At 50.8% G+C, this 20,192-nt stretch carries 19 protein-coding genes; 17 read left to right on the top strand and 2 right to left on the bottom strand.

Annotation, left to right across the window (positions count from 1 at the left end; translation table 11 throughout):
* Window positions 1–24: 24 nt before the first annotated feature.
* The 17 genes from AC0LWT_RS14100 (at window position 25) to AC0LWT_RS14020 (ending at window position 18,933) form a co-directional block, all read left to right on the top strand.
* Window positions 25–2,100: a class I SAM-dependent methyltransferase gene (locus AC0LWT_RS14100; protein ID WP_474681891.1), complete on the top strand. Its 2,076-nt coding sequence runs from the start codon at window positions 25–27 to the stop codon at window positions 2,098–2,100.
* A gap of 45 nt (window positions 2,101–2,145) precedes the next feature.
* Complete coding sequence (locus tag AC0LWT_RS14095; RefSeq protein ID WP_474681890.1) at window positions 2,146–2,949, top strand: NUDIX domain-containing protein; 804 nt, start codon at window positions 2,146–2,148, stop codon at window positions 2,947–2,949.
* Between the two features lie 72 nt (window positions 2,950–3,021).
* Complete coding sequence (pnuC, locus tag AC0LWT_RS14090; protein ID WP_474681889.1) at window positions 3,022–3,702, top strand: nicotinamide riboside transporter PnuC; 681 nt, start codon at window positions 3,022–3,024, stop codon at window positions 3,700–3,702.
* Window positions 3,703–3,708: 6 nt separating this feature from the next.
* On the top strand, window positions 3,709–4,722 hold the full coding sequence (locus AC0LWT_RS14085) for an AAA family ATPase (protein WP_474681888.1): 1,014 nt from the start codon (window positions 3,709–3,711) through the stop codon (window positions 4,720–4,722).
* A gap of 134 nt (window positions 4,723–4,856) precedes the next feature.
* A complete protein-coding gene (ric, locus tag AC0LWT_RS14080) occupies window positions 4,857–5,564 on the top strand; it encodes an iron-sulfur cluster repair di-iron protein (protein ID WP_474681887.1) in 708 nt (235 codons plus the stop codon).
* 38 nt (window positions 5,565–5,602) lie between these two features.
* Window positions 5,603–6,328 carry a YwiC-like family protein gene (locus tag AC0LWT_RS14075; protein ID WP_474681886.1) on the top strand — a complete coding sequence of 242 codons (726 nt, stop codon included), beginning with the start codon at window positions 5,603–5,605 and terminating at the stop codon, window positions 6,326–6,328.
* Window positions 6,329–6,497: 169 nt separating this feature from the next.
* Entirely contained in the window at window positions 6,498–7,508 is a 1,011-nt protein-coding gene (locus AC0LWT_RS14070; RefSeq protein WP_474681885.1) for a 2-oxoacid:acceptor oxidoreductase family protein, read from the top strand.
* Window positions 7,508–9,811: a thiamine pyrophosphate-dependent enzyme gene (locus AC0LWT_RS14065; RefSeq protein ID WP_474681884.1), complete on the top strand. Its 2,304-nt coding sequence runs from the start codon at window positions 7,508–7,510 to the stop codon at window positions 9,809–9,811. The genes AC0LWT_RS14070 and AC0LWT_RS14065 overlap by 1 nt, the downstream gene beginning before the upstream one ends.
* A 56-nt stretch (window positions 9,812–9,867) precedes the next feature.
* Window positions 9,868–11,223, top strand: a complete 1,356-nt coding sequence (locus AC0LWT_RS14060; protein ID WP_474681883.1) for a radical SAM protein — start codon at window positions 9,868–9,870, stop codon at window positions 11,221–11,223.
* A gap of 111 nt (window positions 11,224–11,334) precedes the next feature.
* Window positions 11,335–12,435, top strand: a complete 1,101-nt coding sequence (locus tag AC0LWT_RS14055; protein ID WP_474681882.1) for a TIGR04053 family radical SAM/SPASM domain-containing protein — start codon at window positions 11,335–11,337, stop codon at window positions 12,433–12,435.
* Between the two features lie 171 nt (window positions 12,436–12,606).
* The gene (locus AC0LWT_RS14050; protein ID WP_474681881.1) at window positions 12,607–13,719 is read left to right on the top strand and encodes an ABC transporter substrate-binding protein; all 1,113 of its coding nucleotides are present in this window, start codon (window positions 12,607–12,609) and stop codon (window positions 13,717–13,719) included.
* Window positions 13,720–13,754: 35 nt separating this feature from the next.
* On the top strand, window positions 13,755–14,792 hold the full coding sequence (locus AC0LWT_RS14045) for a FecCD family ABC transporter permease (RefSeq protein WP_474681880.1): 1,038 nt from the start codon (window positions 13,755–13,757) through the stop codon (window positions 14,790–14,792).
* Window positions 14,792–15,565, top strand: a complete 774-nt coding sequence (locus tag AC0LWT_RS14040; RefSeq protein WP_474681879.1) for an ABC transporter ATP-binding protein — start codon at window positions 14,792–14,794, stop codon at window positions 15,563–15,565. The genes AC0LWT_RS14045 and AC0LWT_RS14040 overlap by 1 nt, the downstream gene beginning before the upstream one ends.
* A gap of 13 nt (window positions 15,566–15,578) precedes the next feature.
* Entirely contained in the window at window positions 15,579–16,319 is a 741-nt protein-coding gene (locus AC0LWT_RS14035) for a class I SAM-dependent methyltransferase (RefSeq protein WP_474681878.1), read from the top strand.
* Window positions 16,320–16,407: 88 nt separating this feature from the next.
* On the top strand, window positions 16,408–17,280 hold the full coding sequence (locus AC0LWT_RS14030) for an AraC family transcriptional regulator (RefSeq protein WP_474681877.1): 873 nt from the start codon (window positions 16,408–16,410) through the stop codon (window positions 17,278–17,280).
* Between the two features lie 774 nt (window positions 17,281–18,054).
* Window positions 18,055–18,552 carry a DinB family protein gene (locus AC0LWT_RS14025; RefSeq protein WP_474681876.1) on the top strand — a complete coding sequence of 166 codons (498 nt, stop codon included), beginning with the start codon at window positions 18,055–18,057 and terminating at the stop codon, window positions 18,550–18,552.
* Window positions 18,553–18,777: 225 nt separating this feature from the next.
* Window positions 18,778–18,933 carry a hypothetical protein gene (locus AC0LWT_RS14020; protein WP_474681875.1) on the top strand — a complete coding sequence of 52 codons (156 nt, stop codon included), beginning with the start codon at window positions 18,778–18,780 and terminating at the stop codon, window positions 18,931–18,933.
* A 202-nt stretch (window positions 18,934–19,135) separates the two neighbouring features.
* Here the strand turns inward: AC0LWT_RS14020 and AC0LWT_RS14015 are convergent, their stop codons facing one another.
* Together AC0LWT_RS14015 and AC0LWT_RS14010 are read right to left on the bottom strand one after the other, a co-directional pair.
* The gene (locus AC0LWT_RS14015; RefSeq protein WP_474681874.1) at window positions 19,136–19,411 is read right to left on the bottom strand and encodes a hypothetical protein; all 276 of its coding nucleotides are present in this window, start codon (window positions 19,409–19,411) and stop codon (window positions 19,136–19,138) included.
* A gap of 21 nt (window positions 19,412–19,432) precedes the next feature.
* Entirely contained in the window at window positions 19,433–20,014 is a 582-nt protein-coding gene (locus AC0LWT_RS14010; RefSeq protein ID WP_474681873.1) for a TetR/AcrR family transcriptional regulator, read from the bottom strand.
* Window positions 20,015–20,192 lie beyond the last annotated feature (178 nt).

Genomic DNA, 20,192 nt, shown 5'->3' with positions numbered 1-20,192 from the left:
CATTTCACACACGGAGGGAAAATCATGCTCGAATCGCTTGCTGCTATTTCAAGCTGCCGCCAGGCCCGATATGATGGTTTGGAGCGCCATGCTTGGCTGCAATACATTGTTTCGGCTGAGGAGCGTATCGTCAATTTTGAAAGAATTCATTCACTGCAGGAGCTGTCGCAAGCGAATCCGGTTTTGGATTATGTGGAAAGAAGCCTGCTTCTGCTCGATTCGCTGCATGTGTCGTTTTGGATGAAAGAACTGCTGGAGGAAGTGTTGATTTGGTCCGAGACGGCCAAAGGCGGGACATTGCGGGACCGCATCCGCTGGCAGGAAGAAGGGATTAATTGTTTTGTTCATAATATCGGCTCGGCGCAATTGTATCTGAAACACCAAAATGACAAGATGAGCGCTAAAACAAAGCTGATTCACAAGCTTATCGAGACTCACGGGCTTATCGGCCAACAGCTTCGGGGAGAAGTTCCGTCTAGTGAAAATTGGCCGCTAGCGGACTTGGTGAACGAAGGTTTGGTGACGCCGGCCGAATTGGAGAATTTGCTGCAATCCCTCAATTATTGTATCATCGGGGCGGTCTCCGCCAAGCTTTGGGAGCAGGTTGAAGCTGAGGTTAAGGAGCTCATTCGTCACATCTCCGCCGGGGCGAAGGTTGCAGCGAACGATTTCAAGGACAGGCTGAGCAAGCTGCGTTCCTCCTCCATACTGCGGGGGGAAGATTTTGAGGGCGAGCTGCAAAAGCTGGAGGCCAAGGTCGATTTCCAGGCGCTGCAAAGTTTGTTCAACCACCGGACGTTCTGGTATGTGGAGCCCGCACTGCAAGATTTTTCACTGGAGCAGTTTCTGAAAATATTTTCGCTGATCGCCCGGGCAGCGGATCTTCAGGCCGTTAAGCACATCAGCTTCGAGACATTCATGAACGCGATGTACTACGACTACAAAGGCGTAAAAAAGATCAACATCTACAAAAAACGAATCATCGAAAAATATTTGGAGGAACTTTCTTGGGAACAAGTTGCGGCAGGGAGCATCGTTTCAAACAGTCCCCATCTCCGGCACCGGATCGAGAAAAAGGCGTATATCCCGGATACGGTTTTCTTTCGGTTCGAGTTCTCCGCCGCGGCTGACAAGCTGATCGAGTTTTGTGTGGAAGCGGAGAAGTCGCCGTTATACGAAAAGGCCGTGCTGCTGCTGTTCGATTTGTTCGAGCTGCGCAGAGACGCTTACGACCGTTTTCACAATGAAGAAGATTACTTGGCGACGATGAACCAAACCGCAGATTACAAAAAGATTATTTTGGACTACGTGGTCGGGCGGCGCGTCATCGATATCGGCCCGGGCGGAGGCGTTTTGCTCGATTTGATCGAGCGCCAGCTGCCGGACACAACTCCGATCGGGATCGATATTTCCACGAATGTCATCGAAGCGCTGAAGAGAAGAAAGCAGGTGGAAGGCCGCCGCTGGGAAGTGATGCAGGGGGATGCTTTGAATCTGAAGGACTATGTGGAGCCCGGGAGCATTGATACGGTTATTTTTTCGTCGATTCTTCACGAATTGTTTTCCTACGTCCCTTACAACGGGAAAAAATTCAATCACGATACGATCGCCGCGGCGCTCCGGAGCGCATTTGACGTTTTGTCCGCCGGAGGGCGCATCATTATTCGCGACGGCATTATGACAGAGCCGGCGGCGGAAAAAAGGAAAATCCGCTTCCTGCAGGAAGACGGAATGTCTTGGCTGGAGCGGTATGCGCGTGATTTTGCCGGCCGGCAGATCGAATTTGAAAAGCTGAGCGGCGTTGAAGCGCTTATGCCTGTTAACGATGCCATGGAATTTTTGTACACGTTCACATGGGGCGATGAAGCTTACGTTCACGAAGTCCAGGAACAATTCGGTTATTTCACGCCTTCCCGGTACCTCGATTTTATCCGGACAACGCTTGGCGAGCGCGCAAATGTGCTGACGAGCCGACACTATCTCCAGGAGGGATATACCGAGGCGCTGGCAAGCAAAATCCGAATAACCGATGAAGCGGGAAACCCGGTTTCACTGCCTGACAGCACTTGTTTTATCGTCATAGAAAAAACGGGAACATAACGTATTGACAAATCGTTTTTATATAATCATAATGATAATATCAAAATGAAATTATTTGACAGGCAGGTGATGGCGATGACCGAATCCATCGAGACCGAATCTACTTATTCCGCCGGCAAGTATCGCACACCCGACGGCGCGCCTGCCGATATCGTGATTTTTACGATCACTTCCACAGAGCGCAAAACAGCCAAGAAATCGCTGCCGCTAAGGGAGCTGCAAGTGCTGCTCATTGCCAGAAAAAGTTGGCCTTTCGAAGGGCAGTGGGCTTTGCCCGGGGGATTTTCGAAGGAAACGGAATCGATTTATGAATGCGCGCGGCGCGAGCTTGAAGAAGAGACGAACGTAGGCGGTGTTCATATCGAATATTTGAATGTGTACAGCGCACCGGGCAGAGACCCGCGGGGATGGATCATTTCCCACGCTTTTAGTGCCCTTGTGAACGAGGCGGAGCTGGAAAACCGCAGAGCTGCCGACGATGCGAAGGATGTGCGTTTGTTTCCCGTATCCGAGGCGCTGCAGATGAATCTGGCGTTTGACCACAACGTTATTTTGTGGGACGCTTTGGATCAAATCCGCCACAAAATGCTGACCACGACGATCGCCAAACAATTTCTGCCCGAACAGTTTACGATCAGCGAGCTGTATCAGGTTATTCAAACGGTCGTACCGGAGTTCGAGGAGAAAAATTTCATCCGCAAAATAACTTCGACTCAGAGCCGCAAAGGGATCATCGAAGAAGTCCGGGACCGCGGCGGCGAGTTGAAAATGTCCAACCGCTACTCCCAGAGGGCCGCGCAGTTATACCGGTTTACAGACGTTCAGCCTCAGCTGTCGATTTACAGCTAGGCGTTTCTTTTTCGGATTTAATATTGTCATTTTGATAATATTATAAATACTATATTGACGGAGGGATGAACAATGAAAAAACAAACGTGGACGATGCTGGGGCTGATAGCAGCCATGCTGGCAGTCGCATATTTGACGTCATCATCAGCTTTGGAAATTGCAGCAACGATCACGGGTCTGCTATGCGTTTGGCTGACGGCCCGGGAAAACATTTGGGCTTGGCCGATCGGCCTCGTGAACGTCGTTTGCTTCTTTTACATGTTCTGGGAAGTGAAGCTTTACGCGGATATGACGCTACAGGTTTTGTTTTTTATTTTGAGCGTCTACGGGTGGTTGATATGGCTGACGAAGCGGGGAACCGCCAAAGTACGGCCAACCAAAAGGATCGACCCGCGATTAGCGGCTTTTCTGCTCGTATTCCTGCTTGTCGTAACTTGGGCATGGGGAACGTTTTTAAAAAGCTACACCGACGCCTCGATTCCTTATGCCGATGCTTTTATCGCCACCTTAAGCGTGATTGCGCAGTATTTGCTATCGTATAAAGTTTTGGAGAACTGGTATGTGTGGATCGCGGTAGACATTTTATCGGTCGCCATGTATCTCTACAAAGGTTTGGATGCGGTCGCCTGCTTATATTTCGTATTCCTGGGCATCGCCGTTATGGGATTGATATCGTGGAAAAAGCAGTGGAACCAACGCAGTTACGCGCAGAACAAACGGGCAGCCAACCTGGATTTCATGGAAAAGGAGTGAACAAACATGACAAAACGTACGATAGGACTCACTTTGGGGAAGTTCGCTCCTTTTCACCGCGGACATCAATACGTCGTTGAGACAGCGCTTAAGGAAACGGATGAAGTCATCGTCATCATTTATGATTGTCCCGAAACGACGAATGTTCCGCTTCCTGTCCGCGCCGACTGGATTCGCAGGCTGTACCCTTCCGTGTCGGTGATCGAAGCGTGGGACGGTCCGACGGTTGTCGGATATACGCCGGAAATCAAACGTATGCACGAACAATACGTGCTGGGCCTGCTTGGCGGCAAACGGGTGACTCATTTTTATTCGAGCGAATTGTACGGGGAGCATATGAGCGCCGCTCTGGGCGCAGTCAATCGGCAGGTCGACCCGCGCAGGGAACGTGTTCCCGTCTCAGGCACTGCGGTGCGCGCAAACCTTTTCGCGCAAAAAATGTATGTAGACCCGGTCGTATACAGCGACTTGATCACAAAAATCGTTTTTCTGGGCGCTCCGTCGACAGGAAAAACGACTTTGGCCGAACATATGGCCAGGCAGCATCAAACGGTCTGGATGCCCGAGTACGGAAGGGAATATTGGGCGCAGCATCAAGAGAACAGAAGGCTCACGAAAGAGCAGTTGGTCGAAATCGCCGAAGGCCACGTGGAGAGGGAAGATGCGCTGCTTCCGAATGCGCGTGAGTATTTGTTCGTAGATACGAATGCGATTACGACGTATATGTTTTCCCGCTATTATCATCGCGACGCAGCGCCGAGGCTGCGGCAGTTGGCTCAAGGCGCCTCATCCCGCTACGATCTCGTATTTGTATGCGACACGGACATTCCGTATGACGATACTTGGGATCGTTCCGGCGACACGCAGCGGCATATGTTTCAAAAACAAATCGTTGCAGATCTTCAAATGAGGAAAATGGCTTATTTTATGTTGAACGGAAGCTTGGAACAACGCGCGCAAAAAGTGAATAAGCTGCTGACGGTCTTCAAGAAATACCGCAGTTTGGAGGAACTGTTCTGAACCTCGAAAATATGTCACGTCACCCGTCAGGGTGAAGCGCATAGCATCCGTCAAGTGTGTTCCGAATCACAGTGAACAGAGGGCATTAGGCATATACTGTAAGGGAAAAGTTAAGACAGAGAGGATGATTCGAAATGGAACAACATTTTAACGGAGAAGAAAAAATCGGCGCTATCGTTTCCGACTTCCCGGGGGCGAGCAATTTATTCAAGGAAGTCCAGATCGATTTTTGCTGTGGAGGAGACCGCAGCCTCTTGGACGCGATCCGTCAAAAAAAACTGGATGAGCATGAGATTTTGCACCGGTTGAATGAAAGCTTTGCGGAAATGAAAAGCAGGAATGAAGCGAGTGAAACGGATTGGCGGGAAGAACCGATAGCAGATTTAATCGATTACGTCGTCAATCATCATCATGCCTATTTGCGCAAAGAAATGCCGCTGCTGAGCGAATTTGTCACGAAAGTTTTTCGCGTTCACGGCGGAACTCATGTCGAGCTTTCGGCATTGCATAAACTTTTCCACCAAATGAAGATTGAATTGGATCAGCACTTGATTATGGAGGAAGAGGTGCTCTTCCCTCTGTTAAAGCAATATGCAAGCCATCCGACAGCCGAACTGCATCAACAGGCCATAAAAGGTTTGCATGAGCTGGAGTCGGATCATAGCGTTGTCGGGAATTATTTAAAGGAGATGAGGGCGGTCACGAACGGGTATGCCTTGCCGGAGGGAGCATGCAGAACGTACACCATTACTTTTCATAAATTAGGCGAGCTGGAATCGGATCTATTTCAACATATCCATTTGGAAAACAACATCTTGTTCCCGCGAATCGAAGAACAATAAGCACAAACAAAATTTTTCTGTGGGGGAGCGGTGTTCCCATGAAGAAACGGAGTGTCGTGATTCCGCATGAGCATGGCGGTTGGGCCATGGTCAGCGTACCGTTTTTGTTCGGAATGATGGCAGGAATGCCGCAATGGATGCATGTACCGTTATTTATGGCATGGCTTTTTCTTTATTTGTCATCGTATGCGTTCCTTCAATCTGTAAAAAGAACCGCTGACAGAGGTTACTGGGTCAGATGGGGCGTCTTCTACGGATTGGCTGCACTCGTGTGCTTGATTCCTCCGCTAATTAGCGAGCCGTCGCTTTTGTATGTTGGCTTTCCTCTTGCTGCACTGCTAATGATTAATATATGGCATGCAAAGCGCAAATCGGAAAGAGCGATGGTGAATGACCTGTGCGCCGTCCTCATTTTTTCCATCGGAGGGGCAGCTGCTTACCTGCTCGGCGGGGGAGGATGGGATCAAACGATGGCGGCGGTCGTTTTGTTCAGCTTTTTGCATTTTACGGGCAGCGTTTTTTTCGTAAAGTCAGTATTTCGCGAAAGAACGAATAAACGTTGGCTCGCCTATGCGCGCGTATACCACGGGTTATTGCTCATCGTTCCGTGGGCGGTCGGATATCCTTTGCTGACCGCTTCTTATTTGTTTTCAGCAGCGCGAACTTTCGCTTTTGCAGGTAAATCGCTGCGTCCATGGTCGGTGGGGATCATCGAAATCGTGGCTGCCCTGCAATTTTTGCTGCTGTCCGCATACTTGTTTTAAGTGAGTTTCTCACATCTGAATCGGATCTGCGTGCAAGAACATCCCCTGTCTTCCTCAGGTTTAACGGTGTTTATCGGATCGGTTACGTGACGAACATCACAACAATTTCAATCCATCTATGATAAAGTTAGCATCGGCTAAGATCATGGAAGAAATGAGGGAGAGGTTATTGTCGATATTGCCGCAAAAAAACGAACTTGGCTTTTACGAGATTCGATTGGAGTCGATTGGCGGGCTTGGCGCAAACCTTGCGGGTAAAATGCTGGCGGAAGTCGGCGTGATTGGCCATGGCTTGAACGGCTCGAACTTTTCATCATACGGTTCCGAAAAGAAAGGCTCGCCGGTCAAAAGCTTTGTCCGCTATTGCGACCCGGACGTCGAAATTCGCGATCATAGCCCGATCGAGCGTCCGCATGTCATCGGCGTTTTTCACGAGACGCTGTATAAAATGATAGACGTCGTAAGCGGGCTGCGTCCGAATGGCGTCGTTCTCGTCAATTCCGCGCGAGATTTCGCGCAGGTTGCCAAGGATTTGGGGCTGCGAACGGGAACATTGGCGATCGTGGATGCGCTTGGCATCGCTGTGGAGGAGAAGACGAAGGTAAATACGGCGATGCTTGGGGCCTTGTTCCGCATCTGCGATTTTCTCGATCCGGAGTCGATGAGGACCGTTATCCGCAAAACGTTCGAGAAAAAGGTGCCTCATCTGGTAGAGCCGAATTTGCGTACGTTTGACCGCGGATTTGCCGAGGTTCGCTTCGAAAGCCTGCATGCCGAAGGCACAGGGGAAGCGGTCTACCGCCGCCCCGAGCCGGCCCTTGGCTATTTGACACAGGAGCCGGGAGGCATTTTAACGGTTGCCGCCAACAGCGTGCTCAAAAATTTAAGCGGCTCGCGTCAAGGCTATTTGCCGGAGTATCGCGAGGATGCTTGTATTCATTGCGCAGCTTGCGACACGGTATGTCCGGATTTTTGCTTTGTATGGGAAAAACGGCCGGATAAGAGAGGCAACCCGCAGATGTACTTAACGGGCATCGACTACCAATATTGCAAAGGCTGTTTGAAATGCGTTGAAGCTTGCCCGACGGATGCGCTTGGCGATTTGCGGGAAGAACCAGGTTATGCGGAGCTTCACCGTGCAGCTCAGCGTTTTCCTTATGCGACGGGAGGGCGAGTTTAATGTCAGTCAAAGAAAATGAGCAGCACGTACAACTGCAAACAACTGCGGCCGAACAACGGACCGTATTCGAATCCGGCAATGAGATGGCGGCGATGGCCGCCGCCCAAATCAACTATCATGTCATGGGCTACTTTCCGATTACACCGTCGACTGAGATCGCTCAATATTTGGATATGATGAAGGCGCGCGGTGAACACGACATCAAGCTCATTCCGGCGGACGGGGAGCATGGATCCGCAGGAATTTGCTACGGCGCCGCCGCAGCGGGGGCGAGGGTATTTAACGCGACGAGCGCGAACGGCTTTTTGTATATGATCGAGCAGCTGCCCGTGCAGGCCGGGACGCGGTTCCCGATGGTTATGAATCTGGTAACCCGCGCGGTGAGCGGGCCGCTTGACATTCGCGGAGACCATTCCGACTTGTATTACGGCCTCAATACCGGCTGGGTCATCCTGACAGCGCGCACGCCGCAGGCCGTCTATGACATGAACATCATGGCGCTGCGCATTGCGGAGCATGCGGATGTAAGACTTCCCGTCATCGTGGCGTACGACGGATTTTTCACCTCACACCAGAAGCGCAAAGTGCAGGTTTTCGCCAACCGCAGAACGGTACAGCAGTTCGTCGGCGAGACAGCGCCCGCATATCCTCATGTGCTCGATCCCGCCAAGCCGGTCGTCATCGGTGCATACATGAATGGGGACGATTTGATCAACAACCACTTTCAGCAATCGGAAGCGATGCTGTGCGCGAGAGAAGTGTTCCGGGGAGTGGCGGATGAATACGCGGAGCTGTCCGGCCGATCCTACGGTGCATTGGATTTGTACAAGATGGAGGATGCCGAGGTGGCATTGTTCCTGCTCAATTCGGCTGCCGAATCGGCGAAGGATGTCGTCGACCGGCTGCGTGCGCAAGGCATCAAAGCGGGGGTCGTCAGCCCGAATATGCTGCGGCCGTTCCCGGCCGAAGACATCCGGGACGCTGTTCGCGGGGTGAAGGCGATGCTCATCGGCGAACGGGCGGATTCGTACGGCGCGAATGGGGCGAATTTGACCCATGAGGTCAAATCGGCGCTGCAGGACGATAAAGACAACCGTACGATCGTTCTTTCCCGCATCTTCGGCGTCGGGGGCAAAGATTTCTACGCTGACGATGCCGAAAATTTGTTCCGGTTGGCGATTGAGGCCATGGAACGCGGAGCGGCGGAAGTTCCTTTTGACTATTACGGCCATTCGGCATTGGGGTCCGGGCAAAAGCTTGAGCCGGTGCTTGAGCCGATGCACGGTTCCATGTTCAAGTCCGGCCTCATTCAAGTAACGGAAAACGAAGAGACCGGCAAGCTGAAAGTGCGTATTCCGCCATTGCGCGCACTGACCGGGAAGCCGAAGCGGATCGCCTCCGGGCACGGCGCTTGTCCAGGCTGCGGCATTTTCCCGGGACTGGAGCTGTTTTTTAAAGGCATCGAAGGAGATGTCGTCACACTGTTTCAAACCGGCTGCGCTTATATAACGACGACCGGGTATCCATACAATTCCCACAAGCAAAGCTTCATCCACAATTTGTTCCAGAACGGACCGGCGACGTTGTCCGGAACGGTTGAAGCGTTCCTGGAACGGAAGCGGCGCGGGGAGATCGAGCTGCCCGATGACTTTACGTTCGTTATGGTGACCGGAGACGGCGGCATGGATATCGGGATGGGCTCGGCGATCGGTACGGCGCTTCGCAATCATAAGATGATCGTCTTGGAATACGACAACGGGGGTTACATGAATACGGGGGCGCAGCTGTCTTATTCGACACCGATCGGGCACATGACGAGCACGTCAGGCGTAGGCAAGAATCAGCAGGGCAAGCCGTTCCATCACAAGGATACGCCGCAAATTATGGCGGCCACGAACATACCTTATATTTTCACGGGAACTGAGGCTTATCCGCAGGATCTCGTGATGAAGGCTGCCAAAGCGCAATGGTATGCGCAAAACGAAGGCATGGTTTACGGAAAGCTGCTGATCGCTTGCCCGCTGAACTGGAAATCGGACGACCGTTACGGTGAGAACATTATCAAAGCGGCAGTCGACTCCTGCTTCTTCCCGCTGTACGAAGTAGAGCGCGGCGTTACAACGATCACCTACGATCCGGAGGCCAAAGGCAAAAAAGCGGCGATCTCGGAATGGCTGCGTTATATGGGCAAAACGAAGCATTTGCTCAAGGAGGAGAACAGCGGTCTGCTTGACCAATTTGAGCGCGAAGTGGAGCGGCGGTGGCAGAAATTGAAGGCCAAGCACGACAACCCGTATTTGTAAAAATGAGCATGAGCCTGATTGCTAAAATGAGAGATTCAGATAGGTTGTGAACTGGAATGTCGGATCACTGGGTTCCTTCCCGTTTTACTCGCAGTGTGCGAATCGATGGCAAAGGCAGGATGCTTTACAACACCTATACCGGAGCGATGGCGGCCGTCCCGCCCGAGGAAGAAGCGGAAGCATGCCGCTTGCTTGAGGGAAGGGAAGCGACAGCGGCATCGGCGGGATTAGCGGCCGAATTGCGCGAAGCCGGCTTTCTTGTGCCGGCAATGACGGATGAGCTGCGGCAAGCGCAGCAGCTTCACGATGCCCAGAAGGAAGCGGCATCCATGCACCTTGTGATCATGCCGACCGAGGCGTGCAATTTTCGCTGTACGTATTGCTATCAATCTTTCCCGCGGGGAGCGATGAGCCGGGAGACGATTGACGGTCTCAAGGCTTACGTCCGGGAGGCAGCGGCCCGGATTGATCATCTGTCGGTCAGCTGGTTCGGAGGCGAACCGCTGCTTGTGCCCGGCACGATCGATGAACTATCCGATTGCTTCATGGCAAGCTGTTCGCGGAACGGCGCCGGCTACTCGGCGGACATGTCAACCAACGGGTATTATTTGACCAAGGAGCGGCTGAGGCAGCTGTTGGACCGGAACATTACCCGATACATGATTACATTGGATGGAACTGCTGCGGTTCACGATCAGCGAAGAAGGCTGCTTGGCGGCGGGAAAACGTATGAAACGATTATCGGAAATTTGCTGGAACTGCGCAGCCTCGACGCTTCGTTTACGATGGATCTTCGCGTCAACTTTGACGCAGATAACGTGGAAGAAGTACCCGGATTTCTCAAGCGGTTGTCCGAATGGTTTGGAGGCGACAGCCGGTTTCAGCTCCTGGTCAGACCGATTGGCCGTTGGGGCGGACCACAGGACGATCGGATTCCCGTTTGTGACAGGACGGCGTCCGATAAGCACCTCTGGGAAATGATGGATTACGGCTTGGAACAAGGGCTGACCGTTAGCGAGACAATTGCAGACGCACTTATGCCTTCAGGGTCCGTATGTTATGCCGCCAAGCCTAATTCGCTTGTCATTGGGACGGACGGACAGCTGTATAAATGCTCCGTCGCATTCGATGACGAGATAAATCAAGTCGGAAGGCTGTCCAAGGATGGGCGTATGGAGCTCGATATGGACAAATTATCGCTATGGACAAGCTCGGGCGAAGACAAGGATGCGGTATGCCGCTCTTGTTTTTTTCGCCCTGCCTGCCAGGGCAACCATTGCCCGTTATATCGGATGCGCACGGGAAAACGTCCTTGTCCGCATGAGAAAAGGAAAATGAAGCGAGTGTTGAGCCTGCTGTGGAAACAGGCAGATCGATACAAGGGAGGCGAATCAGGGGATGAAGCTCATTAGACCTGCCATAACATCGGCCCAAGCATTGAAGTCCGGGAAAATTTTGAAATCGGTGCCCGGAAATTTGAAATAAAACCTATGATGTTTGAAAAGCGCGAAAGGAGGGGCCACATGTCGTTCTTAGTCAAGGAACGAGATTATAACGACAATCCGTTTATCGTCATTTGGGAGGTAACCCGGGCGTGCGCCTTGAAATGTTTGCATTGCCGGGCGGAAGCGCAGTATAAGGCGGATGCCCGGCAGCTTACGTTTGAGGAAGGGAAACGGCTGATCGACAGCATTGCGGAGATGGACCATCCGCTTTTCGTGTTCACCGGGGGAGATCCGTTAATGCGGCCCGATTTGTTCGAACTTGCCCGATATGCGATTGATCGGAAGAAGCTGTCCGTCTCCATGACGCCCAGCGCAACGCCAAAAGTAACGCGCGAAGCGATTCGAACAGCCAAGGAGGTTGGATTGTCTCGTTGGGCCTTCAGTCTGGATGGGTCGCGCGCAGACATACATGATCATTTTCGAGGAACGAAAGGTTCTTACGATCTAACGATGAGAGGCATCGATTATTTGCAGCAATTGCAAATTCCTATCCAGGTGAACACGACGGTCTCGAAGTACAATCTCCACGATCTTGAGGCGATTGCGGAGAAGGTTAAAGAGATGGGAGCGGTGCTTTGGAGCGTTTTTTTTCTGGTGCCGACCGGTCGCGGGATGGAAAAAGATATGATTTCCCCGGCGCAGCACGAAGACGTCATGAAATGGTTATGCCGGGTTCAGCAAAGCATGCCATACGGCGTCAAAGCAACGGAAGCGCCGCATTACCGCAGAGTATTCCTGCAAGAGCAGCGGCGTTTGGGAGCAAATCAAGCCCAAGCAGGCGTAAAACGTGCGGATGTGCTCGGTCGTGCGCATAAAGGGGTCAATGACGGGGATGGCTTCGTCTTCATCAGCCATATCGGCGATGTTTATCCTAGCGGTTTCCTGCCTGTAAGCTGCGGGAATGTCCGTGAGCGGGCACTGACGGACATTTATCGCAATTCTCCCGTTTTGAAGCAGCTGCGCGACAAGTCGTTGTTAAAGGGCAAATGCGGAGTTTGCGAATTCAAGGAGCTTTGCGGCGGCTCCAGAGCCAGAGCCTATGCGGCAACGGGTGATTATTTGGAAAGCGATCCTTATTGCGCTTATGTACCGAAAGCGTGGGAGAATCAGGCTTATTAAAAAATGGATACAGAAATTTATCAAAAGACTGCTTATGGCGGCCTTTTTCTTTTTTTGTTTACTAAATAAATCTCGTTTTATATAATGATCTATGATTTATATCATTTATAACTAAATATATTTAATTATAAAATACATATCAGCACGATTCTACAAGATAGGAGAAAATAGATGAAAACCAACAGATCCCTTTTAACCTTATTCGTATGTGCTTTGCTGCTAGTGCTCTCGCTGAGCGGTTGCGGCAGCGCTGTGAATACAGCCAAAGAACCTCAGACCGAGGCGCAAGCCGGCGAGTCCGCCCGTCAAACTTATACCATTGTCGATCAACTGGGCCGCACTGTAGAAATTCCTCAACATGTCAAAAGAATCGTTGCTCTGCAGCATCACACTTTGGATATTATGCTTGAACTGCAAGCTCAAGATAAGCTCGTAGGGGTGATGAGCGATTGGGAAAGCTTGCTCGGCAGTTATGTCGGGGATGTTTTTCCGGGAATCAAGAACTTGAAAACGCCGGGAACCATTTCGGATTTGAATGTGGAAGCTGTCGCTGATTTGAAGCCTGATGTCGTATTTATTTCCAACCAGGTGCCGAAAAAGACGATCGCGCAGCTTGAACAACTCGGCATACCTGTCGTAGGCATTACCTTATATGTGGCGGATAAAGAGCAGGCTTCGACGATACATCCCGATCTTGTCAATCCGGACGAGGCGTATACCGAAGGACTCAAACAAGCGATGACCCTTATTGGCCAAATTACGGACAAGAAAGAGAAAGCTTCCGAATTGTGGGATTATATCGTAAGCAATCGGGCTATCGTATCCAAACACCTCCGTGAAATCCCGGAGAAGGATAGAATCAAAGTGTACATGGCTAACGAGAATATGTACACGTACGGAACGGGCAAATATGTCGGCGTTGCTATGGCCAAAGCCGGCGCCCGCAACGTTGCGGAAACGATTAAAGGATACAAGCAGGTGAGCGTCGAGCAGGTTGCGCAGTGGAATCCCGATGTCATCTTTGTGCAAAGCCGCTATTTGTTCGTATTGGATGAAATAAGAAAAAACAGCGCATGGGCTGAAATCAGTGCGGTCAAGAACAACAAGCTGATCATTGCGCCGGACTATACGAAACCTTGGGGGAATCCGGCACCGGAATCGATGGCCTTGGGAGAAATCTGGCTGGCGAAAACATTGTATCCGGAAGCTTTTAAAGACGTGGACCTGGGCGCGATGGTGCAATATTTTTACAAACACTTTTACGGCATCGATTATAAAGAATAGCGAAATTTGTTGCGGAAAGGAAAGAACCATGCGCCATGTCCAACGCGGTAAACCGTTATAAGTTTGAAAGAAACAAGATGCCCAAGCTGATGGGGGTGATCTTGGTCGCTCTACCGGCAGTCATTTTCGTTCTATCTCTGATGATGGGAAAATATGATGTCGGGGCAGGGGAAGTATGCCAAATTCTTTTGAGCAAAATGTTCCCTCTGGAAAAAACCTGGGCATCTTTAACGGAAAATATCATTCTGGAAGTACGGCTTCCGCGTGTCATTGCCGCCATGCTCGTCGGCGCCGGGCTAGCGGTGTCGGGCGCTGTTTTCCAGGGTATTTTCCGGAATCCGTTAGCGTCGCCATACACGCTTGGCGTTTCCAACGGGGCCGGATTTGGCGCTGCTTTGGCCATCCTTTTGATGAATCGTTCATGGGCCGTGCAAGCTTTCGCGTTGATCTTTAGTCTCGTTTCCGTAGGCTTGACATTTTTGCTGAGCTCTAGAGCCAGAAACTCCGCCATTACATTGGTTTTAGGCGGGGTTATTGTCGGGTCTTTATTTTCGGCGCTTGTCTCGCTTATCAAATTTGTAGCGGATCCCCTTGACAAACTTCCTGCGATTGTATTTTGGCTGATGGGGAGCTTGTCGTCCGTCAGCACGTCGATGCTTTTGACAGCGCTGCCTTTGTTTGTTATTTGCATCGTTGTTATTTGGCTGTTTCGTTGGCGGCTGAATGTATTAAGCTTGGGCGACGAAGAGGCGAAATCTTACGGCGTAGACGTCAGACGAGACCGAATCATGATCATTGTCTGCTGCAGTATGTTAACCGCCGCCGCTGTCAGCATTGCAGGTGTAATAGGCTGGGTCGGGCTGATCATTCCCCACTTGGGAAGAATGCTGGTCGGACCTGATTTCAGAAAGCTGCTGCCTGTCTGCATTTGCCTCGGCTCTTCTTATCTGCTGCTTATCGATGATTTGTGCAGAGCCTTGACAACGGTAGAAGTGCCTTTGGGCGTTATAACCGCAATGGTAGGCACGCCTTTGTTCGCTTACTTCATGCTCAGGGAGAAGGTGAACTGGTAATGAAAATAAGGGCGGACAACATCGCCTTTCAATACAAAGACGGCCGGCAAATATTTCATGACATTTCATTCGAAGTCACTTCGCCAAACGTGCTGTGCATTCTTGGATCCAATGGCGCAGGCAAAAGCACGCTGCTCAAATGCTTGGTCAATCAGCACAAACCGACAAAAGGACAAGTGTATTACGATGGCAAGCCCGTTCAAAGCTACACGAACAAACAATTGGCCTCTTGTATGGCTTACATTCCGCAGATGCACGCCCCGACGTTCCCCTTTTCCGTACTGGATGTAGTGATGATGGGACGAACGGCCCATTTTGGCTATTTGGCGTCTCCGGGAAAAAAAGATATGACGATTGCTATGGACAATTTGAGTTTTTTGGGGATCGAGCATTTGGCCGGGCAGCCGTATACCCACATTTCAGGCGGCGAGCGTCAACTCGTAATGATGGCCGCCGCTTTAACCCAGCAACCGCAAATACTGCTGCTGGATGAACCGACCGCACATCTGGATTTTGGCAACCAGTTTCGTTTTCTGCAGGTCATAAAAACATTGAAAAACAAGGGAGTCGGAATCATGATGACGTCCCATTGCCCGGATCATGCTTTGGAAGCTGCCGATTATGTGGCTGTGATGAAGCATGGCAGTTTTGTTCATTATGGAGAGCCTGACGCAGTGATCACACAGAAAAACATGGAGGAACTATACGATATCCCTGTTCGAATGATTGCTATAGAAGGCAAAGAGAAAAGGAACTGTATAGCCGGAGCCTGAAAGGAGGCATCGAATGATGCAAGAACGGATTGACAGCTATTGGACAGGGCGTGCCGACGAATTCAGCGGGCTGCGGCTTGACGATTTTAAAAGCGATTTGCGCCATAAATACACGGAAGTTATTCAGGAACGCATCCCCCATTCCGGTCCGGTAAGAGTTCTTGACCTGGGCACAGGCGCCGGATTTTTTGCTTTTATTATGACTGACCTGGGCTGCGACGTTACCGGCATCGATTACTCAACCGCGATGCTGAGAAATGCCGAGACAAATGCAATAAATCTGGGCTATAACGGGATCACCTTCCGGCAGATGGATGCCCATCATCTTGATTTTCCCGACGCAAGTTTCGATTTCATTATTACCCGCAATGTGACGTGGACGCTGCATGACCCTCATCAAGCATATCGCGAAATGTACCGCGTACTCGCGCCCGGCGGCAGTATTTTGAATTTTGACGCCAACTATGGCCAAGCCTTCAAGCAAGCCGATGAAAAAGGGGAGCGTTTATGCCATCCGACGCAAACCCAGGAACAACTGAAGGAACGCAATGTTATTGCCAAATCGTTATACATTTGCGAAAAAAATCGTCCTCAGTGGGATGTGGAAGTTTTGCTCTCACTCGGTATGACATACATCGAAGTGGATCTGGATATCCAAAAACGGCTCCATGACGACAAAAACCGCTATGGCAGCTATACTTCCGTCTCCAAAAGCGTGACCTCACCGCTGTTCATGGTGCATGCAAGGAAATAATGTGATGTAACCCTGCTCAATTGTGCACGAAAAGTCGGATAGTGCCGTGCCGCTTCTGCTATGTTATATATACAGGGAGGAGGTGCGCATGAATTTGCTTGAGCACATGAATCGGGCGTTAAACTATATCGAAGAAAATGTTACGCATGAGATTGACTTCAAAGAAGTGGCAAAGCTGGCTTTTTGTTCGGAATTTCATTTTAAAAGAATGTTTTCGCTGCTTGCAGGCGTAACGCTGTCCGAGTACGTTCGCCGCAGGCGCCTTACGCTTGCAGCGTTTGAGCTCAACAATAGCCGCATGAGAATCATTGACGTTGCGGTCAAATACGGGTACAATTCGCCGGACTCTTTTACAAGAGCGTTCCAAAGCGTACATGGCATTACGCCGACTGAGGCCAGAATGACCGGCCAATCTTTGAAAGCTTATCCTCGGATGACTTTTCAACTATCTGTCAAAGGAGGGGAAGAAATGAACTATCGGATGGAAGAAAAAGCGGCTTTTCGCCTCATCGGCATGAAGAAAAGGGTCCCCATTATATTCCAGGGGGTCAATCCGGAGATTGCTTCCATGTGGAAAAGCTTAAACGATGAGGCGATCAGCGATCTTAAGAAGCTGTCTGACGTATCGCCACCCGGGCTGCTAAACGCATCCGTGAACTTTTCCGAAGGGCGGATGGATGAACAAGGTGAGCTGGACCATTACATCGGCGTGGCGTCAACGAAGGAGTGTCCGGATCATTGGTCATGCCTTGAAGTTCCCGCCTCGTCATGGGCTGTATTTACGGCGGTGGGGCCGTTTCCCGGTACGCTGCAAGAGGTGTGGGGCCGCATTTATTCCGAATGGTTTCCGTCCTCGGGCTATGAACAAACAAACGGGCCGGAGATTTTGTGGAACGAAAACAAAGATGTCGCGTCCCCGACTTTTAAAAGCGAAATATGGATACCCGTATGTAAAAAGTAAACGATCCATGAAGCGGCAATGGCGGAGAAATCGCCAAATGTACTTCAGCATGCCGCAAAGTCGCGGGTTTTCACGCAACCGCAATCGGTTCGAACGAACGAATGATAAGCTGCCGCTCCCGCGAGGAGCGGTTTTTTTTGCGAAAAACCTCGTTCGTCTGAGGGCTCGGGAAAGCTTATGGCTATGAGAAGACATCCCTTGAACACGCATGATGAGAGGGGGGCGGTCTAGGGCCGGTCTGCCAACCGCTACCGCTTGCGAATCGTGGAAATCTGCTCGAAATTTCATACAGAAATTGTACTGATTTCGTAAAATCGAAAAATAAGAATGAAAAATCGAACAGAATCGAGCCTACCAGCGGTAAAAATGATTTTTGTATGCGAAAATTCGAACAGAATCGTTCAAAAGGGACTGCAATTGGCCGGCTCATGGCAACCAACTACAGCATCCGCTCGACGCAGCCCGACTTGAGATTGAGCCCGCCAGCCTGCATGTGCCCGAACATTCCCATTCCAGTCTGTCGCCAGGCGGACGAATCCAAATGATTGACCAACCCGTTTACAGGTGAGCCGGTGAAAAAGGGCGGGTAAAGAGGCCCCTTTCTTACCCGTGGTAACGCGGCAGCACGCGGTTGGCAGATTTTACCTTAGAGGTGCTTGCTAAAGCCGTTGGTTATGACTTTTGGCGCGGTCAGAATTGCTGACCGTATTTGTCAGTATTTATTTGATATACTAGGCAATGTGAGTGGAAAAATGAATAGAGGAGTGTTCGCGAATGTTTACCAGTATCGACGAGCTCGTAAAGGAATTCGAAATGGAATCGGCAATAACGGAAAAAGCGCTCGACTCGCTTACGGATGAATCGCTCTCTCAGGCTGTTACGGACAAGCACCGGACGCTTGGCTCCATCGCCTGGCACCTCGTGCTGTCGTACAATTACATGACCTACCTGGGGCTATCTTATGACGAGCCCTTGGCCGATGAGGCAGTGCCTTCATCAGCGGCTGCCATCGCCGGCGAGTATCGCCGTATGAGCCGAACTTTCCTGCGCGCCGTACGGAGTCAATGGACGGACGAGTCGCTTGTGCAGGCCGTGAATATGTTCGGGGAGGACTGGCAGAACGGTGCTTCCTTGCGATTTACGCTGCGCCACGAAATCCATCATCGCGGTCAAATGACGGTGCTGATGCGTCAAGCGGGGCTGCGCGTGCCGGACCTTTTGGGTCCCACGCGCGACGATTGGATCGATAAGGGCGAGGAGCCTCGCGCTTAAAAGAGATAATGGACAGGGAGCAACCGCCCTGTCCATTGTTTTTTTCTGCGAGCCTGCTCACGGTCACGCTAACAAAGCCAACGCTTTCCGCCCCCAAGTCTGCGGATCAACGGCGCCCAGAGCGTTGATGGCCGTCATTTTGGCGATCATGGCTCTGGCCATGTTCATTTGCCGATCAGCATTCGTCTCTGGCCGCTGGGCTTCATCCCCTTTTTCCTATGGGGCATGATCAGGTGGGCATCACAGGCTCCGCAGCAGCATGTTCTGCTGCGGCTGCAGTCCCGGCACGGGCCGCCGGCCGTCGCGCTGAATAGCTCGGCCAATTATTTGGGCAGCTCTGTCGGCGCTTCGCTTGGCGGAGGCGTCATGCTCATCGGTTAACGCCTTCCCAACTTCCCTATTTGGCAGGCTGTCTTGCAATCGCGGCGCTGCTCGGTCAAGGACTGCTCATTTTGAGTAGCAAGGTTGAGACCGGGAAGACGGCCGATTTTCATAGCTAATGGAGGACTGGCAAGTACGCAAAAGTTAAATTCGTTCTGGACGAGGCTTTCCAAAAGGGAGACGACCCTAGAGGAGGGCCTTTTTAGGCCTGGTTTGCGGAGCTGAAGGGAAGGGACAAGGTGGCTTGCAGAGAAAAGCCTGCGAAAGTGCAGGCTTTTTCTGTAAAAATGGTTCGTTTTGGCGAAAAGCCTGCAATTGTGCAGGAATTTTCTATAAACATGCATCTGAGCCCATGTTCGCGTCGAAAAACCTGCACAATTGCAGGAATATGCCGTGGGCCAGCGTATCCATCGAGCAAAAACTGTATTTTTGCAGGTTTTTTCGCGCAATCAGTCAGACGTTCGACCGGTTCTGGCATATGGGTTTCTCCATTGCCGATTTACTTGAGCAATGTAAGTATCGTCGCTACGCTATTTTCCGCAAATGACCGTTCGGGTCGGGATTTCATCAATACGGTAAGTCCGATCATTGAAATGACCATTGTTTGCGCCAAAGTTTTTGCATTCGCAGCTTTCTCAAGCTCCCCGGTTCGTATGCCCTGTTCAATGGCTTCTTGAAAAATTGCGGAAAGATACATCTGATGTTCCCGGGTAAGCACTTCAAATTTTGCGTCATGCGGCGCAAGTTCAACCATGACATTGAGGCAAAAACATCCCCGGTTAGGGCCTTCCTCGTATACTTCCGCCACAATGCCTTCAAAAAAGGAGCGAAACGCTTCTTTTACGGATGAACTGTTTTGAAATCGGGCGCGGACGGAGGAAGCATGGGATTGATTGTATTTGCGGAGCGCGGCTTCAAAAAGTTCTTTTTTATCTCCGAATGCCGCGTAAATGCTAGGTCGTTGAATGCCCATTCCGGACGTCAAATCGCTTAATGAGGTAGCTTCGTACCCTTTTTTCCAAAATATTTCCATAGCTGCATGCAAAGCTTTTTCTTCGTCAAATGCCCGGGGCCGTACCATATGAAATCCCCTTTTCGTATCGTTTAGTATATTATGATCCTATTATTTACAGGATATAATGTCAAATTTCAGTGCCTTCTGCTTGACATCATGCGTTTGAGCGAGCTATATTTGGTTATGTCAATTTTGTACCGATTGGTATATTATACTATTAGGTACGTAATTATCAAAGGAGATG

This window comes from Paenibacillus sp. sgz302164, assembly GCF_056120505.1.
Note: the sequence above shows the minus strand (reverse complement) of the source record. Positions and strands in the feature narration are given on the sequence as shown.